Origin of the sequence: Paeniglutamicibacter sp. NPDC012692 (genome assembly GCF_042901625.1) — a bacterium.
Classification (GTDB): domain Bacteria; phylum Actinomycetota; class Actinomycetes; order Actinomycetales; family Micrococcaceae; genus Paeniglutamicibacter.
In genome coordinates, this window is the sequence record NZ_JBIBDE010000004.1 from 195314 (window position 1) to 209375 (window position 14062).

The following is a 14062-nucleotide window of genomic DNA, read 5'->3' on the forward strand; positions in this document are numbered from 1 at the left end:
ACGTTTGGATGGACTTAGCGACGAGGAAGGCTTTCGCATTCCTGAAGTTACCAAAATTATGCATTTGACTAGGGTTGATATGAAAATACAAACACCGCGTCAATGCAATTCACTGTCAGGTTTTTTGATTTCGGTCACTTGGGCATGACCTAATGGGTGAAAATTTTGCACTTTTGCGCACCTCGGATGGATATTTAGGTAAGACGTACCTAAGCTAATCGAGCGGGTTCACATTGATTGGCTTGTGACTGCCGCCTCGTTCTCCTCACCACAGAAGGTTTTGCCCCATGAAGATTCGCAAAAACATGCTGGCCGGCATTGCACTGGCGGCCACCGCCGTGATGGGCCTGACCGCGTGCTCCACCGGTGCTCCGACCCCAGCGGCTTCCGGAGCGGGCGAGATCACCGTCTACAACGCACAGCATGAGAGCCTTGCCCAGGAATGGGTCGACGCGTTCACCAAGGAAACCGGAATCAAGGTCACCGTTCGCAATGGCTCCGACACCGAGATGTCCAACCAGATCATCCAGGAAGGCAAGGCCTCACCGGCCGACGTATTCCTGACCGAAAATTCTCCCGCAATGGCGCAGGTTGAGAATGCCGGACTGTTTGCCGATGTCGACAAGGCCACCATCGACCAGGTGCCTGCCGAATTCCGCCCGTCGACCAACAAGTGGACCGGCATCGCCGCACGCTCCACCGTGTTCGTCTACGACCCGGCCAAGATCAGCAAGGACCAGCTTCCCAAGTCCATGCTGGATCTGGCCAAGCCGGAGTGGAAGGGCAAGTGGGCAGCTTCGCCGACCGGCGCGGACTTCCAGGCCATCGTTGCGGCCCTGCTCGAGCTCAAGGGTGAGGAAGCCACCACCGAATGGCTGGCAGGCATGAAGGAAAACTTCACCGCCTACAAGGGCAACTCCACCGCGATGAAGGCCGTCAACGCCGGCGAAATCGACGCGGCTTTGATCTACCACTACTACTACTACGGTGACCAGGCCGCGACCGGAGAGAACTCCAAGAATGTTCAGCCGTTCTACTTCAAGAATCAGGACCCGGGAGCATTCGTTTCCGTCTCCGGTGGCGGCGTGCTTGCCTCCTCGAAGAACGCAGAAGCTGCACAGAAGTTCCTGACGTTCGTCACCGGTAAGGCCGGCCAGGAAATCCTGAAGAACGGCACTTCGTTTGAATACGCAGTCGGTTCGGACGTCGCGTCCAACGACAAGCTCGTTCCGCTCAAGGACCTCCAGGCTCCGACCGTTGACCCGGCCAAGCTGAACTCGGCAAAGGTCACCGAGCTGATGACCAAGGCAGGACTGCTGTAACTCATATGAGTAAGACTCAAACGGTTCCCGGCAACAAACGGGAATCGAGCATGGCGGGTGGGGGCAAAAGCCCCCGCCCGCCATTGGGCGTTTCCAGCCTTTCCCTGTTGGCGATACTTATCGCCCTGTTTTCGCTCATCCCGCTGGGCTACGTCATCTACATGACGGCTTCCACAGGGTGGGACACCGTGGTCGAACTGATCATCCGGCCGCGTGTGGGCGAACTGCTGCTCAACACCATCCTGCTGGTGTTGGTCACCGTTCCGCTGTGCCTGGTCCTCGGCGTGGGCGGCGCCTGGCTGGTGGAACGCACCAACCTGCGCGGCTACCGGTGGTGGGCGCTGGCCTTGGCCGCCCCGCTGGCCATCCCCGCGTTCGTGAACAGCTATGCCTGGGCCTCAACGATCCCATCGCTGGCCGGGCTGGGCGCGGGAGCGCTCATCGCAACGCTTTCCTACTTCCCGCTGGTCTACATCCCGGTGGCGGCGACGCTGGGAAGGCTCGATCCGGCCATCGAGCAATCGGCCGCATCGCTGGGCCTGGGGCCCTGGGCGGTGTTCTTCCGGGTGGTGCTGCCACAGCTGCGCATCGCCATGGCCGGCGGCTCGTTGCTGGTCGCACTGCATTTGCTCTCCGAGTACGGGGCCTTTGCCATGATCCGTTTCGACACGTTCACCACCGCGATCATGGTCCAGTTCCAGTCCACGTTCAACGGCGCCGCCGGAAACATGCTCGCCAGTGTGCTGGTTTTGCTGTGCATGCTGCTGCTGTTGGCCGAGGCCAAGGTGCGCGGCAACGCCCGTTACGCACGGGTCGGCTTCGGGGCCCAGGGGCTGGCCTTCCGGCTCCGCTTGGGTCGCTACGAACTGCCGGCCCAGCTGGCACTCCTGGGGCTCTTTGTGCTCTCGTTGGGAGTCCCGCTGTACTCGGTGGTCCGCTGGCTGATCGCCGGGGGCGCCGAGATCTGGGACCCGGAGAGGTTCTTCCCGGCCCTGGCCCAGACCATGGGTTACGGCCTGGCCGGTGCACTGCTGACCTGCGTGGTGGCCTTCCCCATGGCGTTCCTCGCCGTGCGCCATCCCAGCTGGTTCAGCAAGCTGCTTGAGCTTTCGAACTACGTGACAAGCTCGATGCCCGGCATCGTGGTCGGTCTGGCCTTCGTCACCGTGAGCATCAGGCTGGTGCCCGGCATTTACCAAAGCGCCTATGTCCTGCTGGCGGCCTACGTCTTGCTGTTCCTGCCCCGGGCCCTGGTCAACCTGCGCTCCGGCTTGGCGCAGGCGCCGCGCGAGCTCGAGGAGGCGGCCCGTTCGCTGGGCCGCTCGCCGGCAGTGGCGTTCTTCCGGGTCACGCTGCGGCTCACCGCACCGGCTGCCGCGGGCGGCGCCGCGCTGGTTTTCCTGGCGATCGTGAACGAGCTGACTGCCACCTTGCTGCTGGCACCGAACGGAACCCGCACCCTGGCCACGGCGTTCTGGGCCAAGAGCAGCGAAATCGACTATTCGGGTGCCGCCCCCTATGCGCTGCTCATGATCCTGATCTCCGCACCCATGACCTACCTGCTGTTCCAGCAATCGAAGAAAGCTGCCGGACAATGACCCACGCATTGCCAAAACCGCACAAGATCTCCGGGCTGATGCCGGCAGTGACATTCCTGCGCACCACCAACCTCGTCAAGAGCTTCGGGAACAAGCCGGTGCTCAAGGGGGTCAACCTCGCCATCGCCGAGGGCGGAACCACCGCGATCGTGGGGCCGTCGGGCTCCGGGAAGACAACGCTGCTGCGCTTGATCGCCGGATTCGAAAACCCGGACACCGGGTCCATCGAACTCAACGGGCACACGGTGGCCGGGGACGCCTGGGTTCCGGCCCACAAGCGGGAGATCGGGTACGTGGCGCAGGACGGGGCGCTTTTCCCGCACCTGAGCGTGGCCCAGAACATCGCCTTCGGCCTGGACCGCGAGTCGGGCGTCCGCGGCAGGGCCGCCACCGCCAAGCGTGTCGCCGAGTTGCTGGACATGGTCTCGCTCGAGGCCGCCATGGGTGCACGCCGCCCGCACGAAATCTCCGGCGGCCAGCAGCAACGCGTGGCGCTCGCCCGTGCGCTGGCCCGCAAGCCGAAGCTGATGCTGCTCGACGAGCCGTTCTCCGCCCTGGACGCGGGGCTGCGGGTGGCGACCCGCAAGGCCGTGGCCGACGTGCTGCACGAGGCCGCCGTCACCACCATCCTGGTGACCCACGACCAGGGCGAGGCGCTCTCCTTCGCCGACCAGGTCGCCGTCATGCGCGGCGGGACGCTGGCGCAGACGGGCAGCCCGTTCTCCGTGTACACCAGGCCCGCCGACCGCGACACCGCGGAATTCCTGGGCGACGCGGTGATCCTCGACGCCCAGCTGCAGGGGTCGCTGGCCACGTGCTCGCTGGGCTGGATCCCGGTCCGCCACGCCACCACCCAGGGGAAAGTTCGTCTGATGCTGCGCCCCGAGCAGATCCGCATCACCGCGGACGGCCCCATCAGGGGCACCGTGGTGGACACCGTGTTCTTCGGCCCCGAAACCACGGTCCGCATCAAGCTTTCCCCGGTGCAGGGGCTCGTCGGCGGCGGCGAGGTCATCACCATCCGGCACTGGAACGCCGCGATGGCGCGCCCCGGCATGGAGCTGAACCTGCGGGTCATCGGCGAGGGCGTCGCCTTCCCGACCGAAGCCGACTGACACGGGCCCGATTCACCCCGTCCCCGGGGTGCGGGAAGTTTGGGCAAAACGAAGGGCGTGGTGGGTGTGTTCCCCGGAAAGGAACACACCCACCACGCCCTGGCCGTTTAATGCATGGCTAGGCGGCCCGAATCGCCCTTAGCGTGCAGCCGATGCGGACTCGACGGGCGGAGCGGTGCGCTTGTCGAAGATGGTCGCACCGACCTCCTGCTCGGCCTGGTTGTTGATCGACAGGTCGATTCCGCTGCGGTCGCGCAGCAGCGACACCGCGGTCAGCGACACCAGCGTCATGGCCAGCAGGTACAGGGCCACGGCGTTGGTGCCGCCGGTTGCCTGGACCAGCGCGGTGGCGATCATCGGCGCGAATGCGCCGCCCAGGATGGCGCCCAGCGCGTAGGAGATCGAGACGCCGGAGAAGCGGACCGAGGCCGGGAACAGCTCCGAGTACAGCGCGGCCTGCGGGCCGTAGCCGAGGCCCAGACCGACGGCGAAGATCGCGAAGGCCAGGTACAGCATCGGCAGCGAGGCGGTGTTCACCAGCATGAAGACCGGGAAGACGGCCAGCGCCTGGCAAATGAAGCCGATCTGGTACGTGCGCTTGCGCCCGATCTTGTCAGCGAGGTAGCCCGAGAGCAGCGTCGTGCAGAACCACATGGCCGCGGCGAAGGCGACCGCCACGAGGACCGGGGTGCGCTCGAAGCCGATCGGGCCGTTCGGGTTGGTGGTGTAGGACTGCAAGAAGCCGCCGGTGGTCATGTAGCCGGCCGCGTTGTTGCCCGCGAAGACCAGCGCGGCCAGGATGACAAGCAGCCAGTGCTTGCGGAAGAGCTCGACGACCGGAACCTTGGTCTGCTGCTTCTTGGCCGCGATCTCCTCGAAGATCGGGGATTCGTCAACGGCGCGGCGGACCAGGAAGCCGACGGCGATCAGCACGATGCTCAGCAGGAACGGCACGCGCCAGCCCCACGCCAGGAACTGCTCGCCGGGGGAGATGACGCCGGTCATCAGCGCGGTGACGCCCGAGGCCAGCAGCATGCCCAGCGGGACACCCAGCTGCGGGAACGCGCCGGCGCGGCCGCGGCGGTCCTTCGGTGCGTGCTCGACGGCCATCAACACGGCGCCGCCCCATTCGCCGCCCGCGGAAATGCCCTGCAGGATGCGCAGGCACAGCAGCATGATCGGGGCCGCGACGCCCGCGGTCTCGAACGTCGGCAGCACGCCGATGAGGGTGGTTGCGGCACCCATCATGATCAGGGTGATCACCAGCATGGCGCGGCGGCCGATCTTGTCGCCGTAGTGCCCGGCCAGGAAGGCGCCGAGCGGGCGGAAGAGGAACGAGATGCCGACCGAGGCGAAGGAGAGCAGCAGGCCGATCTGGGCGCCGGCCGGCTTGAAGAAGAGCTCGGCGAAGATCAGGCCTGCGGCCGTGGCGTAGATGAAGAAGTCGTACCACTCGATGGTGGTGCCGATGATGGTGGCAAAGGCTACGCGGCGCGAGTTGGCGCGCTGGGCCGGGGTTTGGGCGTGTGTGGAACTCATGGGGATGGTGCTCCTCGTTGAGCGGGCTGTTCATGGCGGGAGAACGCGGCTCCGCACAATGCCGGATCCTGGGAGCACGATCCGTAAGAGTGTGACGCGTCACCTATCAGTGTCCCAGCCCACATAGATTGAGTAAACTTCAATTAGGTGTACAACTTGTTTGATTGGACTTAAGAATGCTTCGTTTTTCGCTGCGCCAGCTGGAGCTGATGGCGGAACTGCCGCACCACCCGACCCTCGGCTCGGCGGCAACCGAACTCCGTATTTCCGAATCCGCGCTGTCGCAGGCCATCACCGCCGTGGAGAGGATCGCCGGGGAGCAGCTGTGCGTACGCCGAAAGTCCCACGGCATCCGCATGACGCCGGCGGGCCAGTACTTCGCAGACAAGGCCCGGCGCATCGTGGCCGATGCCGTCGAGCTGGGAAACTCGTTTCCGCGGACGGAGGGGAGCCTGCGCGGACCCGTGGCCATCGGGTGCTTCGCGTCATTTGCCAGCCATGTCGTGCCCTCCGTTCTTGAAGGATTCCCGGCGCTTCACCCGGAAATCGATGTGTCGGTGCGTGTGGGCACCCATGACGACCTGCTGCCGGCCCTGGAAAACGGGGAACTCGACCTGGCCATCGTCTACGACCTCCTGCTGCCCACGGGGCTGGCGAAACGGCACATCTATGACACCCGCCTGGAAGTCGTGCTTCACCCGGACCACCCGCTGGCCGCGCGGAAATCCCTGTCGATCCGCGACCTGGAAAACGAACCGCTGGTCAACTACGACTCCAGCCCGAGCACCGAAAACACCAGTCGGCTCTTTGCGGACGCCGGGTTGCACCCCAAGCTCGCCTATTCCCTGCCCCAGGTGGTGCTGGTCAACGCCATGGTGGGCCGCGGGCTGGGCTACGGACTGCTCATGGCCAGGCCGAACAATCCGTCGATGACGCTGGAGGGATTGCCCGTGGCGATTCGGAAGCTTGAACCCCCGAACAGCCCCAGCGCCGTCGTGGCGATCTGGCCGCAGGCTTCCACGCTCAGCCCCCGCGCCGAGGCCTTCCTTGAACACGCGATCGATGTCATGCGTGGGGCCTGGAACCGGGACTGAGCACTGTCCGGCTACGCGGGCACCGGCTCCGGGACCACCGGCAACGACTTGGCCAGGGCCTTGAAGCTGAATCCCGGTGCGGCGATTTCCTCCGGGGTCACCGCCAGTCCGCGGCCCACGAGCTTGCGCGCGGCGATGTGGTCCGCGGGAGAGTTCACTGACTCCACGGCGGCAAGCACCCCGTCGCGCAGCAGCGCGATGGAGAACTTCCCGGCGGCGGGATCCCCGAGCAGCACCGGTTCGTCGCCGGGCTCCGAAATGCCGGCGATCTGCAGCCTGATGGAGCCCTGGGTGCTCCAGAACCACGGGGTCCGGGCATAGGCCGCTTCGTCGCCCAGGATGCTGCGGGCCGCATGGCGCCCCTGGTCCGTGGCGTTCTGCACCGATTCCAGGCGCATGCGCGCACCCGAATCCCGGCGGGGGAAGGACGCGCAGTCGCCGACCGCCCACACCCCGGGGACCGAGGTCCGCAGCGCGGAATCGACCACGATCCCGTTCTCCACCTCCAGGCCGGCCTTCCGTGCAAGTTCGGTGCGCGGGTCCACTCCCACGCCGTAGAGCACCAGGTCGGCGGGGTAGCGCGTGCCGTCGGTGGATTCCACCGACAGGCCGGCAGCGTCGCGGTGGATTGCCGCCACCCCCTCGTTCAGGCGCAGGTCGATCCCGTCCTGGATGTGCCGCTGGGTGAACCAGTCCGAGGCCGTGACCGAAAGCGCGCGTCCCATGGGGCGCGGGGCGAACTCAAGCACCGTGACCTCCAGCCCGCGGGCCCGGGCCCCGGCGGCGAACTCCAAGCCGATGAAGCCGGCGCCGACCACCACCACCTTCCGGGCGGCGGACAGCGAATCCTGCAGCCGACGGGCGTCGGTGAGCGTGCGCAGCGCATGCACGCCCTCGAGGTCGGCGCCCGGACAGGGGAGCTGCCGGTTGGCGGCGCCCGTGGCGAGCACCAGGTGGGTGTAGTCCAGGGACACGCCGCCGGAGAGCGTCACGGAGCGTGCCTCCGTGTCGATCGAAACCGCCGATGCGGCCAGCAGCGCGATGTCCTTGTCCGCGAAGAATCCGGGCCCGCGCAACGGCAGCGGTTCGGCGGACGATCCGGGCCCGAGGTAGTCCTTGGACAGCGGCGGGCGCTGGTAGGGGGAGTGGGCCTCGTCGTTGAGGATCGTGACGTTCCCGGTGAACCCCTCGGCGCGCAGCGAGTCGGCGACCTGGATGCCGGCCTGTCCGGCACCGATGACGAGGACCGACTCGTTGGAAGTGTTCCCCATGGTCTTAGACCTGGTCCGAGGGGACATCGACCACGATGCGTCCGAGCTCGGCCGACATCTTGATCTGGCAGCCCAGTCGCGAGGCGTCGGTGCGCTCGGCGGTGGTGCAGTCGAGCATCTCGTCCTCGTCGTCGCTGACGTCCGGCAGCTGGCCGGCGAACTCGGGGCGGACGAACACGTGGCAGGTGGCGCACATGGCCTGGCCGCCGCATTCGCCGACGATGCCCTCGATGCCGTTGGTGACGGCGGCGCGCATCAGCGAGGTGCCCTCCTCGACGGTGACTTCGGTGGCTTCGCCGGTCGGCTGGGTAAAGGTGATGGTGGGCATGGAAAAATCCTTCGGGAAAATGTACGTGAAATCGGGGGAGCTGGAGCGGGAGCCGTTCAGCCCCAGAGCACCGGCATCTTGGTCATGCCGCGGAAGACCCAGCCGGCGTCGACGGTCTCCGCGGACGGGTCGAGGCGCAGGTTCGGCAGCTTCTCGAACACGGCGGGCATGGCGATCTGGGCGACCTGCGCCCGGGCGATCCAGGTTCCGGCGCAGAAGTGCACGCCGCCGCCGAAGCCCAGGTGCGGCTTCTTGGGGCGGAAGATGTTGAAGGTTTCCGGGTCCTCGAAGACCTCCGGGTCGCGGTTGGCGGCACCGAGCACCACGCCCAGGCGGGCGCCCTGGGGCAGCCTGACTCCGCCGAGGACCAGGTCGGTGGTGGTCTCGCGGGGGTACATGCCGATCGGGGCGACCCAGCGGACGGACTCCTCGAAGGCGACGGCGTGCAGCTTCGGGTCGGCCTTCACCGCGGCCAGCTGCTCGGGGTTGTTCAGCAGCGCCCACACGGTGGTGGCCAGCACGTCGCGCGGCTCATTCAGCCCGCCGCCGATTGTCATCTTGAGGTTGGCGCGGATCGCCTCCAGCGGGATCGGCATCGAGGCCAAACCGGAGAGCAGCGACTCGTCGGGGTTCTTGGCCAGATAGGGCAGCATCTCGTCGATGGCGGCGTCGACCTCGGCGGAGGAAACCTTCGCCTTGGCCCAGATTTCCGGGTCGTCGGCGTAGTTGCCGGTACCGTCGATCAGCGTCTGGCTCCAGCGCTGCATGTCCTGCTGGGTGGCGTTGTGGAAGCCCATGATCTGCCGGAGGTTCTCCCCGGTGTAGGGGGCGGCGTAGTCCCAGACGAAGTCTGCGCCGGGTCCCTTGGCGATCAGCTCGGCGAGGTACTTCTCGTTGTTGGCCTCGAAGATCGCGTTCCAGTGCTTCTTGATGGTGCCCGGGCGCAGCGTGGCGCCGTAGGAGTCGCGGTCGACCTGGTGTTCCGGGTTGTCCTTGCGCAACATGGAATGGCCCATCGCGCGCTTCATCAGCGAGTTGTGTTCGTTGGCGGAGAAGCGGGCCTCGTCCTGCTCGATCTCGTGGCAGGCCGCGTAGGAGGTGACCATGTAGCGGTTGACCGCCGGGACCCAGTGCACGGGGGATTCCTCGCGCATCCGCTGGTAGATCGGGAACGGGTCGGCGTGGAGATCCGGGATGGTCACCCAGTCCGCGACCGGTGCCTCGATGCCTGCATCGGCCTCCACTGTCGTCACGGCGGATTCGTTTACGGCTTCGGCGGTTTCAGGGGGAGTGGTTGCCCCGGTGAACGGGCAGGTGGCGGCGGGAACGGCTGAGTGGCTCATCTGGTTTCGATCTCCTGGAAAGTGACGGCTGCTTGACACCCAGTGTGACCCGCGGCATAACAATGGGTAAAGTACGAATTCCAGTGCTGTATCCACGGTTTTAGCGAGGTTATTGATGCCCAGGTACACGTTGCGGCAGCTTGAGTGTTTTGTGGCCGTCGCCGAACACGGCTCGATCGCCGCGGCGGCGGAGGCGTTGCTGCTTTCGCCCTCGGCCGTCACCGGCGCGATCAACGAACTGGAGAGGGTCTTCAACTCCCAGCTGACGATCCGGCGCAAGGCCCACGGGGTGAGCCTGACCCCGTCGGGGGACTATGTGATGGCCAAAGCCCGCGGGCTGTTGCATGCGGCGGACGATCTGCAGGAGATGGCCGCCGACGCGGGAACGATCCTGCGGGGCAAGGTGGCCATCGGCTGCTATTCGTCCTTGGCGCCAACGCTCTTGACCGAGCTCATGGCCGAGTACGCGCTCCGTTACCCCTCGGTGGAGCTGGACTTCTATGCCGGGACGCAGCAGGAAATCCACGAGATGCTGCTTTCCGGAGAGCTGGACCTGGCCATCGCCTATGAGCTGACCGTTCCGCCCGGGCTCACACGCAAGCGGCTGATCGATGCGGTGCCCGCTGTGGTGCTGCCCGCGGATCACCCACTGGCGGAAAAGGCCAAGGTGGCGCTCGCCGAACTCGTGAACGAGCCGATGATTCTGCTGGACGTCAATCCCAGCCGTGAAAACACCGAGATGATGTTCTCGGCGGCGGGCTTGAGTCCCTGGATCCGCTTCCGGACCACCGACTTCGAGGTGACTCGTTCGATGGTGGCCCGGGGGATGGGCTACGCGATCCTGGTGCAGCGCCCGGTCGCGGACGTCTCCTACGAGGGCAAGCCCCTCGCGGTGCGGCACATCCATCCCGCTACGCGGAACGTACCCATCTCCATGGTCTGGAACGATCGCGTCCGCTTCTCGCACAGCGCCGAGGCCATGTTGGAACTTGCCCTTGAAATGCATCGTCCGGCTGCCCGCAACCGCGGGTAGCCGGACGATCAGCAGCAAGAGCTGTCACCTATTTGAGGAGTCCGCTTTGCAAGATATTGATGACGGCAGGACCCAGAATGATGATGAACAAAACGGGGAAGATGAACGTCAGGAGAGGAAAGAGCACTTTCACCGGCAGCTTCATGGCCTTCTCTTCGGCCCGCTGGCGGCGCTTGACGCGCATTTGCGATGCCTGGACCTTCAACACCCTGACGATGCCGATTCCATAGCGGTCCGCTTGGATCACCGCGCGGACGAAGGACTTCAGGTCTGCCACCGAGGAACGCTCGGCCAAAGCCGCATAGGCGTCGGCCCGGGAACGGCCCAGCTGCATCTCTTGCAGCGTCCTGCTCATCTCCTGCGCCATGGGACCAGGACTGGTTGAAGCCACCCGGGCCATTGCTGCCTCGAAGCCCAGACCGGCCTCTACGGAAATCAGCAACTGGTCCAGGATATTTGGAAGTTCGAGCTGGATGGTCTCCTGACGCTTGATCCCGGTGTTGTAGACCAACAGATCCGGAAGGAAGAACCCGAGAACCAGCAGCCCGGTTGCCAAGAAGAACAACGCCGGTACCGGGTTCACCAGGAATAGGAAGAATCCGAGACCACCCAGTAGTAACGCCGCGATTGGCTTGGCAACGATCACACGATCCAGCGGCCACGTGGAGGGCCGACCCGCCATCGCCAGCAGGCGATCTAGTTTTGCCGCATAAGTACCTGAGACCAGGTGGCGGGCCAAAGCCGTGAACTCGGATTGCCGCGGTGCTTCTTCGCCAGGGGCCAACTGTGTCCTATTCAGGTTTTGCTTGATGAGCACCAGCTGGTTCCGGTCTACCGAGACAAAGCTCCAGGTAAGGAACGCCAGCGGAAACACCACCAGCGCTATGGCCGTCCAACCGATTGTTTCGATCCCCATGTTGTCCACCCTCCTAGAACTTGATTTGAACCGTGCGGCTCATCCAAAATGACCCGATGCAGAGCATTACTGCGGAGAGTATGAGCATGAAAATACCGATAGGATGCGTGAAAAGCTTGCCGATGTATGTGGGATTGACCAAGGCGAGCATCAACGCCACGCCAATGGGCAAGGCAACCAAAATGTAAGCGGAGATCTTGCCTTCGGCGGCCAATGCACTCACCTGGCCCTTGATCTGTGCCCTCTCGCGAATTGTCTCCCCGACTTGGTCCAGAACCTGGGCCAAGTCACCGCCAACCTCGCGGTTGATCAGGATAGCTTCGGCAATCCAGGAAAAGTCCTCCGAGTCCATGCGTTGTGCGATTTCCATCATCGTCGATTCCGGGTCTCGTCCCACACGGGCCTCGTTCACGATCCGGCTGAGTTCCTCGGACATCGGTGCTTCGAATTCCTGAATCGCAGAATCGAAGGCTCGCATGACAGAGTGCCCCGCACGCAGGCTCCCCGATAGCGTCATCAGCAAGTCAGGTAATTGCGCATCGAAGGAACTGCGACGCCTGGATGTGCGTAAACGCAAAACCACCCACCCTACGACCGGCACCAAAAGGGCGAGCAGGATGGCCCCCAACGGGCCCAGAGCCACGAAACCAAGTAATCCGGCCACGACGGCAGCAGAGAACAACAGAACCAAGAACTCGGCCGGTGCCATCTTCAGACCTGCCCCTTGAAGTACGGCCCGGTTGAAGAGGCGTCCTCCCTGATGCCCAACACCTCGCTCCACGGCGCCCACTGCTGCGCCGCTGAACCGCGTGAGAATAGTATGTTGGGCGTCGATCATGTTGCCTTGGCGCCGGCGCTCCAACGATATGTCTGCGCTTGCCGGTCGGAATACGACCAACAGAACCAGCAATATTGCGCCCAGCGCGCTGATGATTCCTACAACGGCCAATAGCGGCTGCATCTCTACCTCCTCCCCTTGCCTGCGTCGGCTCCGCCGGTAAGCATGGACCCGAAAATACCCGCGGGAACAGAAATCCCAACGTTGTGGAAATGTTCTATGAACCGCGGACGAACCCCGGTGGGGATGGGCTTGCCGAGGAACCTGCCGTGGGCATCGACGCCGGCGCTGTAGTCGAAGACAAATGCGTCCTGGAGCGTGACGACATCTCCTTCCATGCCCTGGACCTCGGTGATGTGCGTAACGCGTCGGGTGCCATCACGCAAACGTGTGAGCTGCACGATCAGGTCAACGGCTGAGCTCACCTGCTCGCGAATTGCGCGAAGCGGCAGCTCCATTCCAGCCATGAGCACCAGCGTTTCCAAACGCGCTATGGCGTCCCGTGGCGAATTGGCGTGGACGGTGGACACCGAACCGTCATGGCCCGTATTCATGGCCTGGAGCATGTCCAACGCCTCGCCGCCACGAACCTCGCCAACAACGATGCGGTCGGGGCGCATACGCAGCGAGTTCCTTACGAGTTCACGAATCGCAACGGCTCCCTTCCCCTCGATGTTCGCGGGACGGCTTTCCAGACGAACCACATGGTCCTGCTGGAGTTGGAGTTCCACGGCATCCTCGATGGTGACAATGCGTTCGTTGTCGGGAATGAACCCGGAGAGCACATTGAGCAGCGTGGTCTTTCCGGTGCCGGTGCCCCCGGAAACAATGATGTTCAGCCGGGCCTTGACGCATGCATCGAGCAAGTGCGCCATATCCGTGCTGAGGGTTCCCAGATCAATGAGATTGCGGACCGTCAACGGGACCTGCCCGAACTTTCGAATGGTCAGGCTGGGCCCGTTGACTGCAAGTGGCGGAATGATGGCATTGACACGGCTGCCGTCCTCCAATCGTGCATCAACGAGCGGCGAGGACTCGTCGATTCGACGCCCGACCCGGGAAACGATGCGCTCAATGACCCGGCGCAATTGGTCTTCGGAACTGAATCTGGCATCCACCAATTCCAGTTGACCTTTTCGTTCAACGTAGATCTGCTGGAAGTGATTCACCATGATTTCAGTGACTTCCGGGTCATCCAACAGTCGTTGCAGAGGTCCCATGCCCAGGACTTCGTCGCCGATGTCCCGAATCAAGCGACGGCGTTCTTCGGGGGAGAGCGGAACATTTTCCGCGTCGATGACCTGGCTGAGTTCCTCGCGGGCCATCTTGCGAAGTGACTCTTCGGTCATGGACGGATCCGTGATGCGTGAGCCAAGGCGCTTGAAAAGTTCTTCCCCCGCGCGCGATTTCAGGGCGGACAAGCCGTCAACGTTGTTGCGTTGCTGAGTCTGCGCGGTGGTTGAGCCACTCATCCGAGCCGACATGCTGTTCGGCTTGAGCATATCGGTTCGCTCGGGTTCGGCCACCGGGTCAGCGAAGGAATCGGAGTCGTCCCACGAGCGTTCTGCCGTTGGAAGGTCGTTGTTCGGGACGGATTCCTCCTGTGCCGGGAGCACCGGGCCTGCCGGCTGGTTGACTTCGTTTCGCACGGCGTTGAGCCGGTCG

General features: G+C 64.4%; 12 protein-coding genes. 5 read left to right on the forward strand and 7 right to left on the reverse strand.

Features of this window, described 5'->3' with window-relative positions; genetic code table 11:
- Positions 1-287 precede the first annotated feature (287 nt).
- The 3 genes from ACFY5D_RS15295 to ACFY5D_RS15305 are packed head-to-tail and all read left to right on the forward strand — an operon-like array spanning position 288 to position 4035.
- A complete protein-coding gene (locus ACFY5D_RS15295; RefSeq protein ID WP_387531546.1) occupies positions 288-1322 on the forward strand; it encodes an iron ABC transporter substrate-binding protein in 1035 nt (344 codons plus the stop codon).
- 50 nt (positions 1323-1372) lie between these two features.
- Positions 1373-2920 (forward strand): ABC transporter permease, encoded by a 1548-nt coding sequence (locus tag ACFY5D_RS15300; RefSeq protein ID WP_387532073.1) that lies wholly within the window; start codon positions 1373-1375, stop codon positions 2918-2920.
- A 38-nt stretch (positions 2921-2958) separates the two neighbouring features.
- On the forward strand, positions 2959-4035 hold the full coding sequence (locus ACFY5D_RS15305) for an ABC transporter ATP-binding protein (protein WP_387532076.1): 1077 nt from the start codon (positions 2959-2961) through the stop codon (positions 4033-4035).
- A gap of 138 nt (positions 4036-4173) precedes the next feature.
- On the opposite strand, the gene ACFY5D_RS15310 is transcribed toward ACFY5D_RS15305, so the two are convergent.
- Positions 4174-5574, reverse strand: a complete 1401-nt coding sequence (locus ACFY5D_RS15310) for an MFS transporter (RefSeq protein WP_387531549.1) — start codon at positions 5572-5574, stop codon at positions 4174-4176.
- Positions 5575-5750: 176 nt separating this feature from the next.
- Between ACFY5D_RS15310 and ACFY5D_RS15315 the strand changes: the two genes are divergently transcribed.
- The gene (locus ACFY5D_RS15315; RefSeq protein ID WP_387531552.1) at positions 5751-6668 is read left to right on the forward strand and encodes a LysR family transcriptional regulator; all 918 of its coding nucleotides are present in this window, start codon (positions 5751-5753) and stop codon (positions 6666-6668) included.
- Between the two features lie 11 nt (positions 6669-6679).
- Here the strand turns inward: ACFY5D_RS15315 and ACFY5D_RS15320 are convergent, their stop codons facing one another.
- Genes ACFY5D_RS15320 through ACFY5D_RS15330 form a run of 3 tightly spaced genes read right to left on the reverse strand, consistent with a single transcriptional unit; the run spans position 6680 to position 9610 of the window.
- Complete coding sequence (locus ACFY5D_RS15320) at positions 6680-7939, reverse strand: NAD(P)/FAD-dependent oxidoreductase (protein ID WP_387531555.1); 1260 nt, start codon at positions 7937-7939, stop codon at positions 6680-6682.
- A 4-nt stretch (positions 7940-7943) separates the two neighbouring features.
- Positions 7944-8267, reverse strand: a complete 324-nt coding sequence (locus ACFY5D_RS15325; RefSeq protein WP_387531558.1) for a 2Fe-2S iron-sulfur cluster-binding protein — start codon at positions 8265-8267, stop codon at positions 7944-7946.
- 56 nt (positions 8268-8323) lie between these two features.
- Positions 8324-9610, reverse strand: coding sequence for a cytochrome P450 (locus tag ACFY5D_RS15330; protein WP_387531560.1), 1287 nt, complete (start codon positions 9608-9610; stop codon positions 8324-8326).
- A gap of 115 nt (positions 9611-9725) precedes the next feature.
- Here ACFY5D_RS15330 and ACFY5D_RS15335 point away from each other — a divergent pair, with 115 nt between their 5' ends.
- Positions 9726-10643 carry a LysR substrate-binding domain-containing protein gene (locus ACFY5D_RS15335; protein ID WP_387531562.1) on the forward strand — a complete coding sequence of 306 codons (918 nt, stop codon included), beginning with the start codon at positions 9726-9728 and terminating at the stop codon, positions 10641-10643.
- 28 nt (positions 10644-10671) lie between these two features.
- Here ACFY5D_RS15335 and ACFY5D_RS15340 read toward each other — a convergent pair whose 3' ends face one another.
- The 3 genes from ACFY5D_RS15340 to ACFY5D_RS15350 are packed head-to-tail and all read right to left on the reverse strand — an operon-like array spanning position 10672 to position 13869.
- A complete protein-coding gene (locus ACFY5D_RS15340; protein WP_387532079.1) occupies positions 10672-11559 on the reverse strand; it encodes a type II secretion system F family protein in 888 nt (295 codons plus the stop codon).
- Between the two features lie 13 nt (positions 11560-11572).
- Positions 11573-12520 carry a type II secretion system F family protein gene (locus ACFY5D_RS15345; protein ID WP_387531565.1) on the reverse strand — a complete coding sequence of 316 codons (948 nt, stop codon included), beginning with the start codon at positions 12518-12520 and terminating at the stop codon, positions 11573-11575.
- Between the two features lie 2 nt (positions 12521-12522).
- Entirely contained in the window at positions 12523-13869 is a 1347-nt protein-coding gene (locus tag ACFY5D_RS15350) for a CpaF family protein (protein WP_387532081.1), read from the reverse strand.
- Positions 13870-14062: the final 193 nt, after the last annotated feature.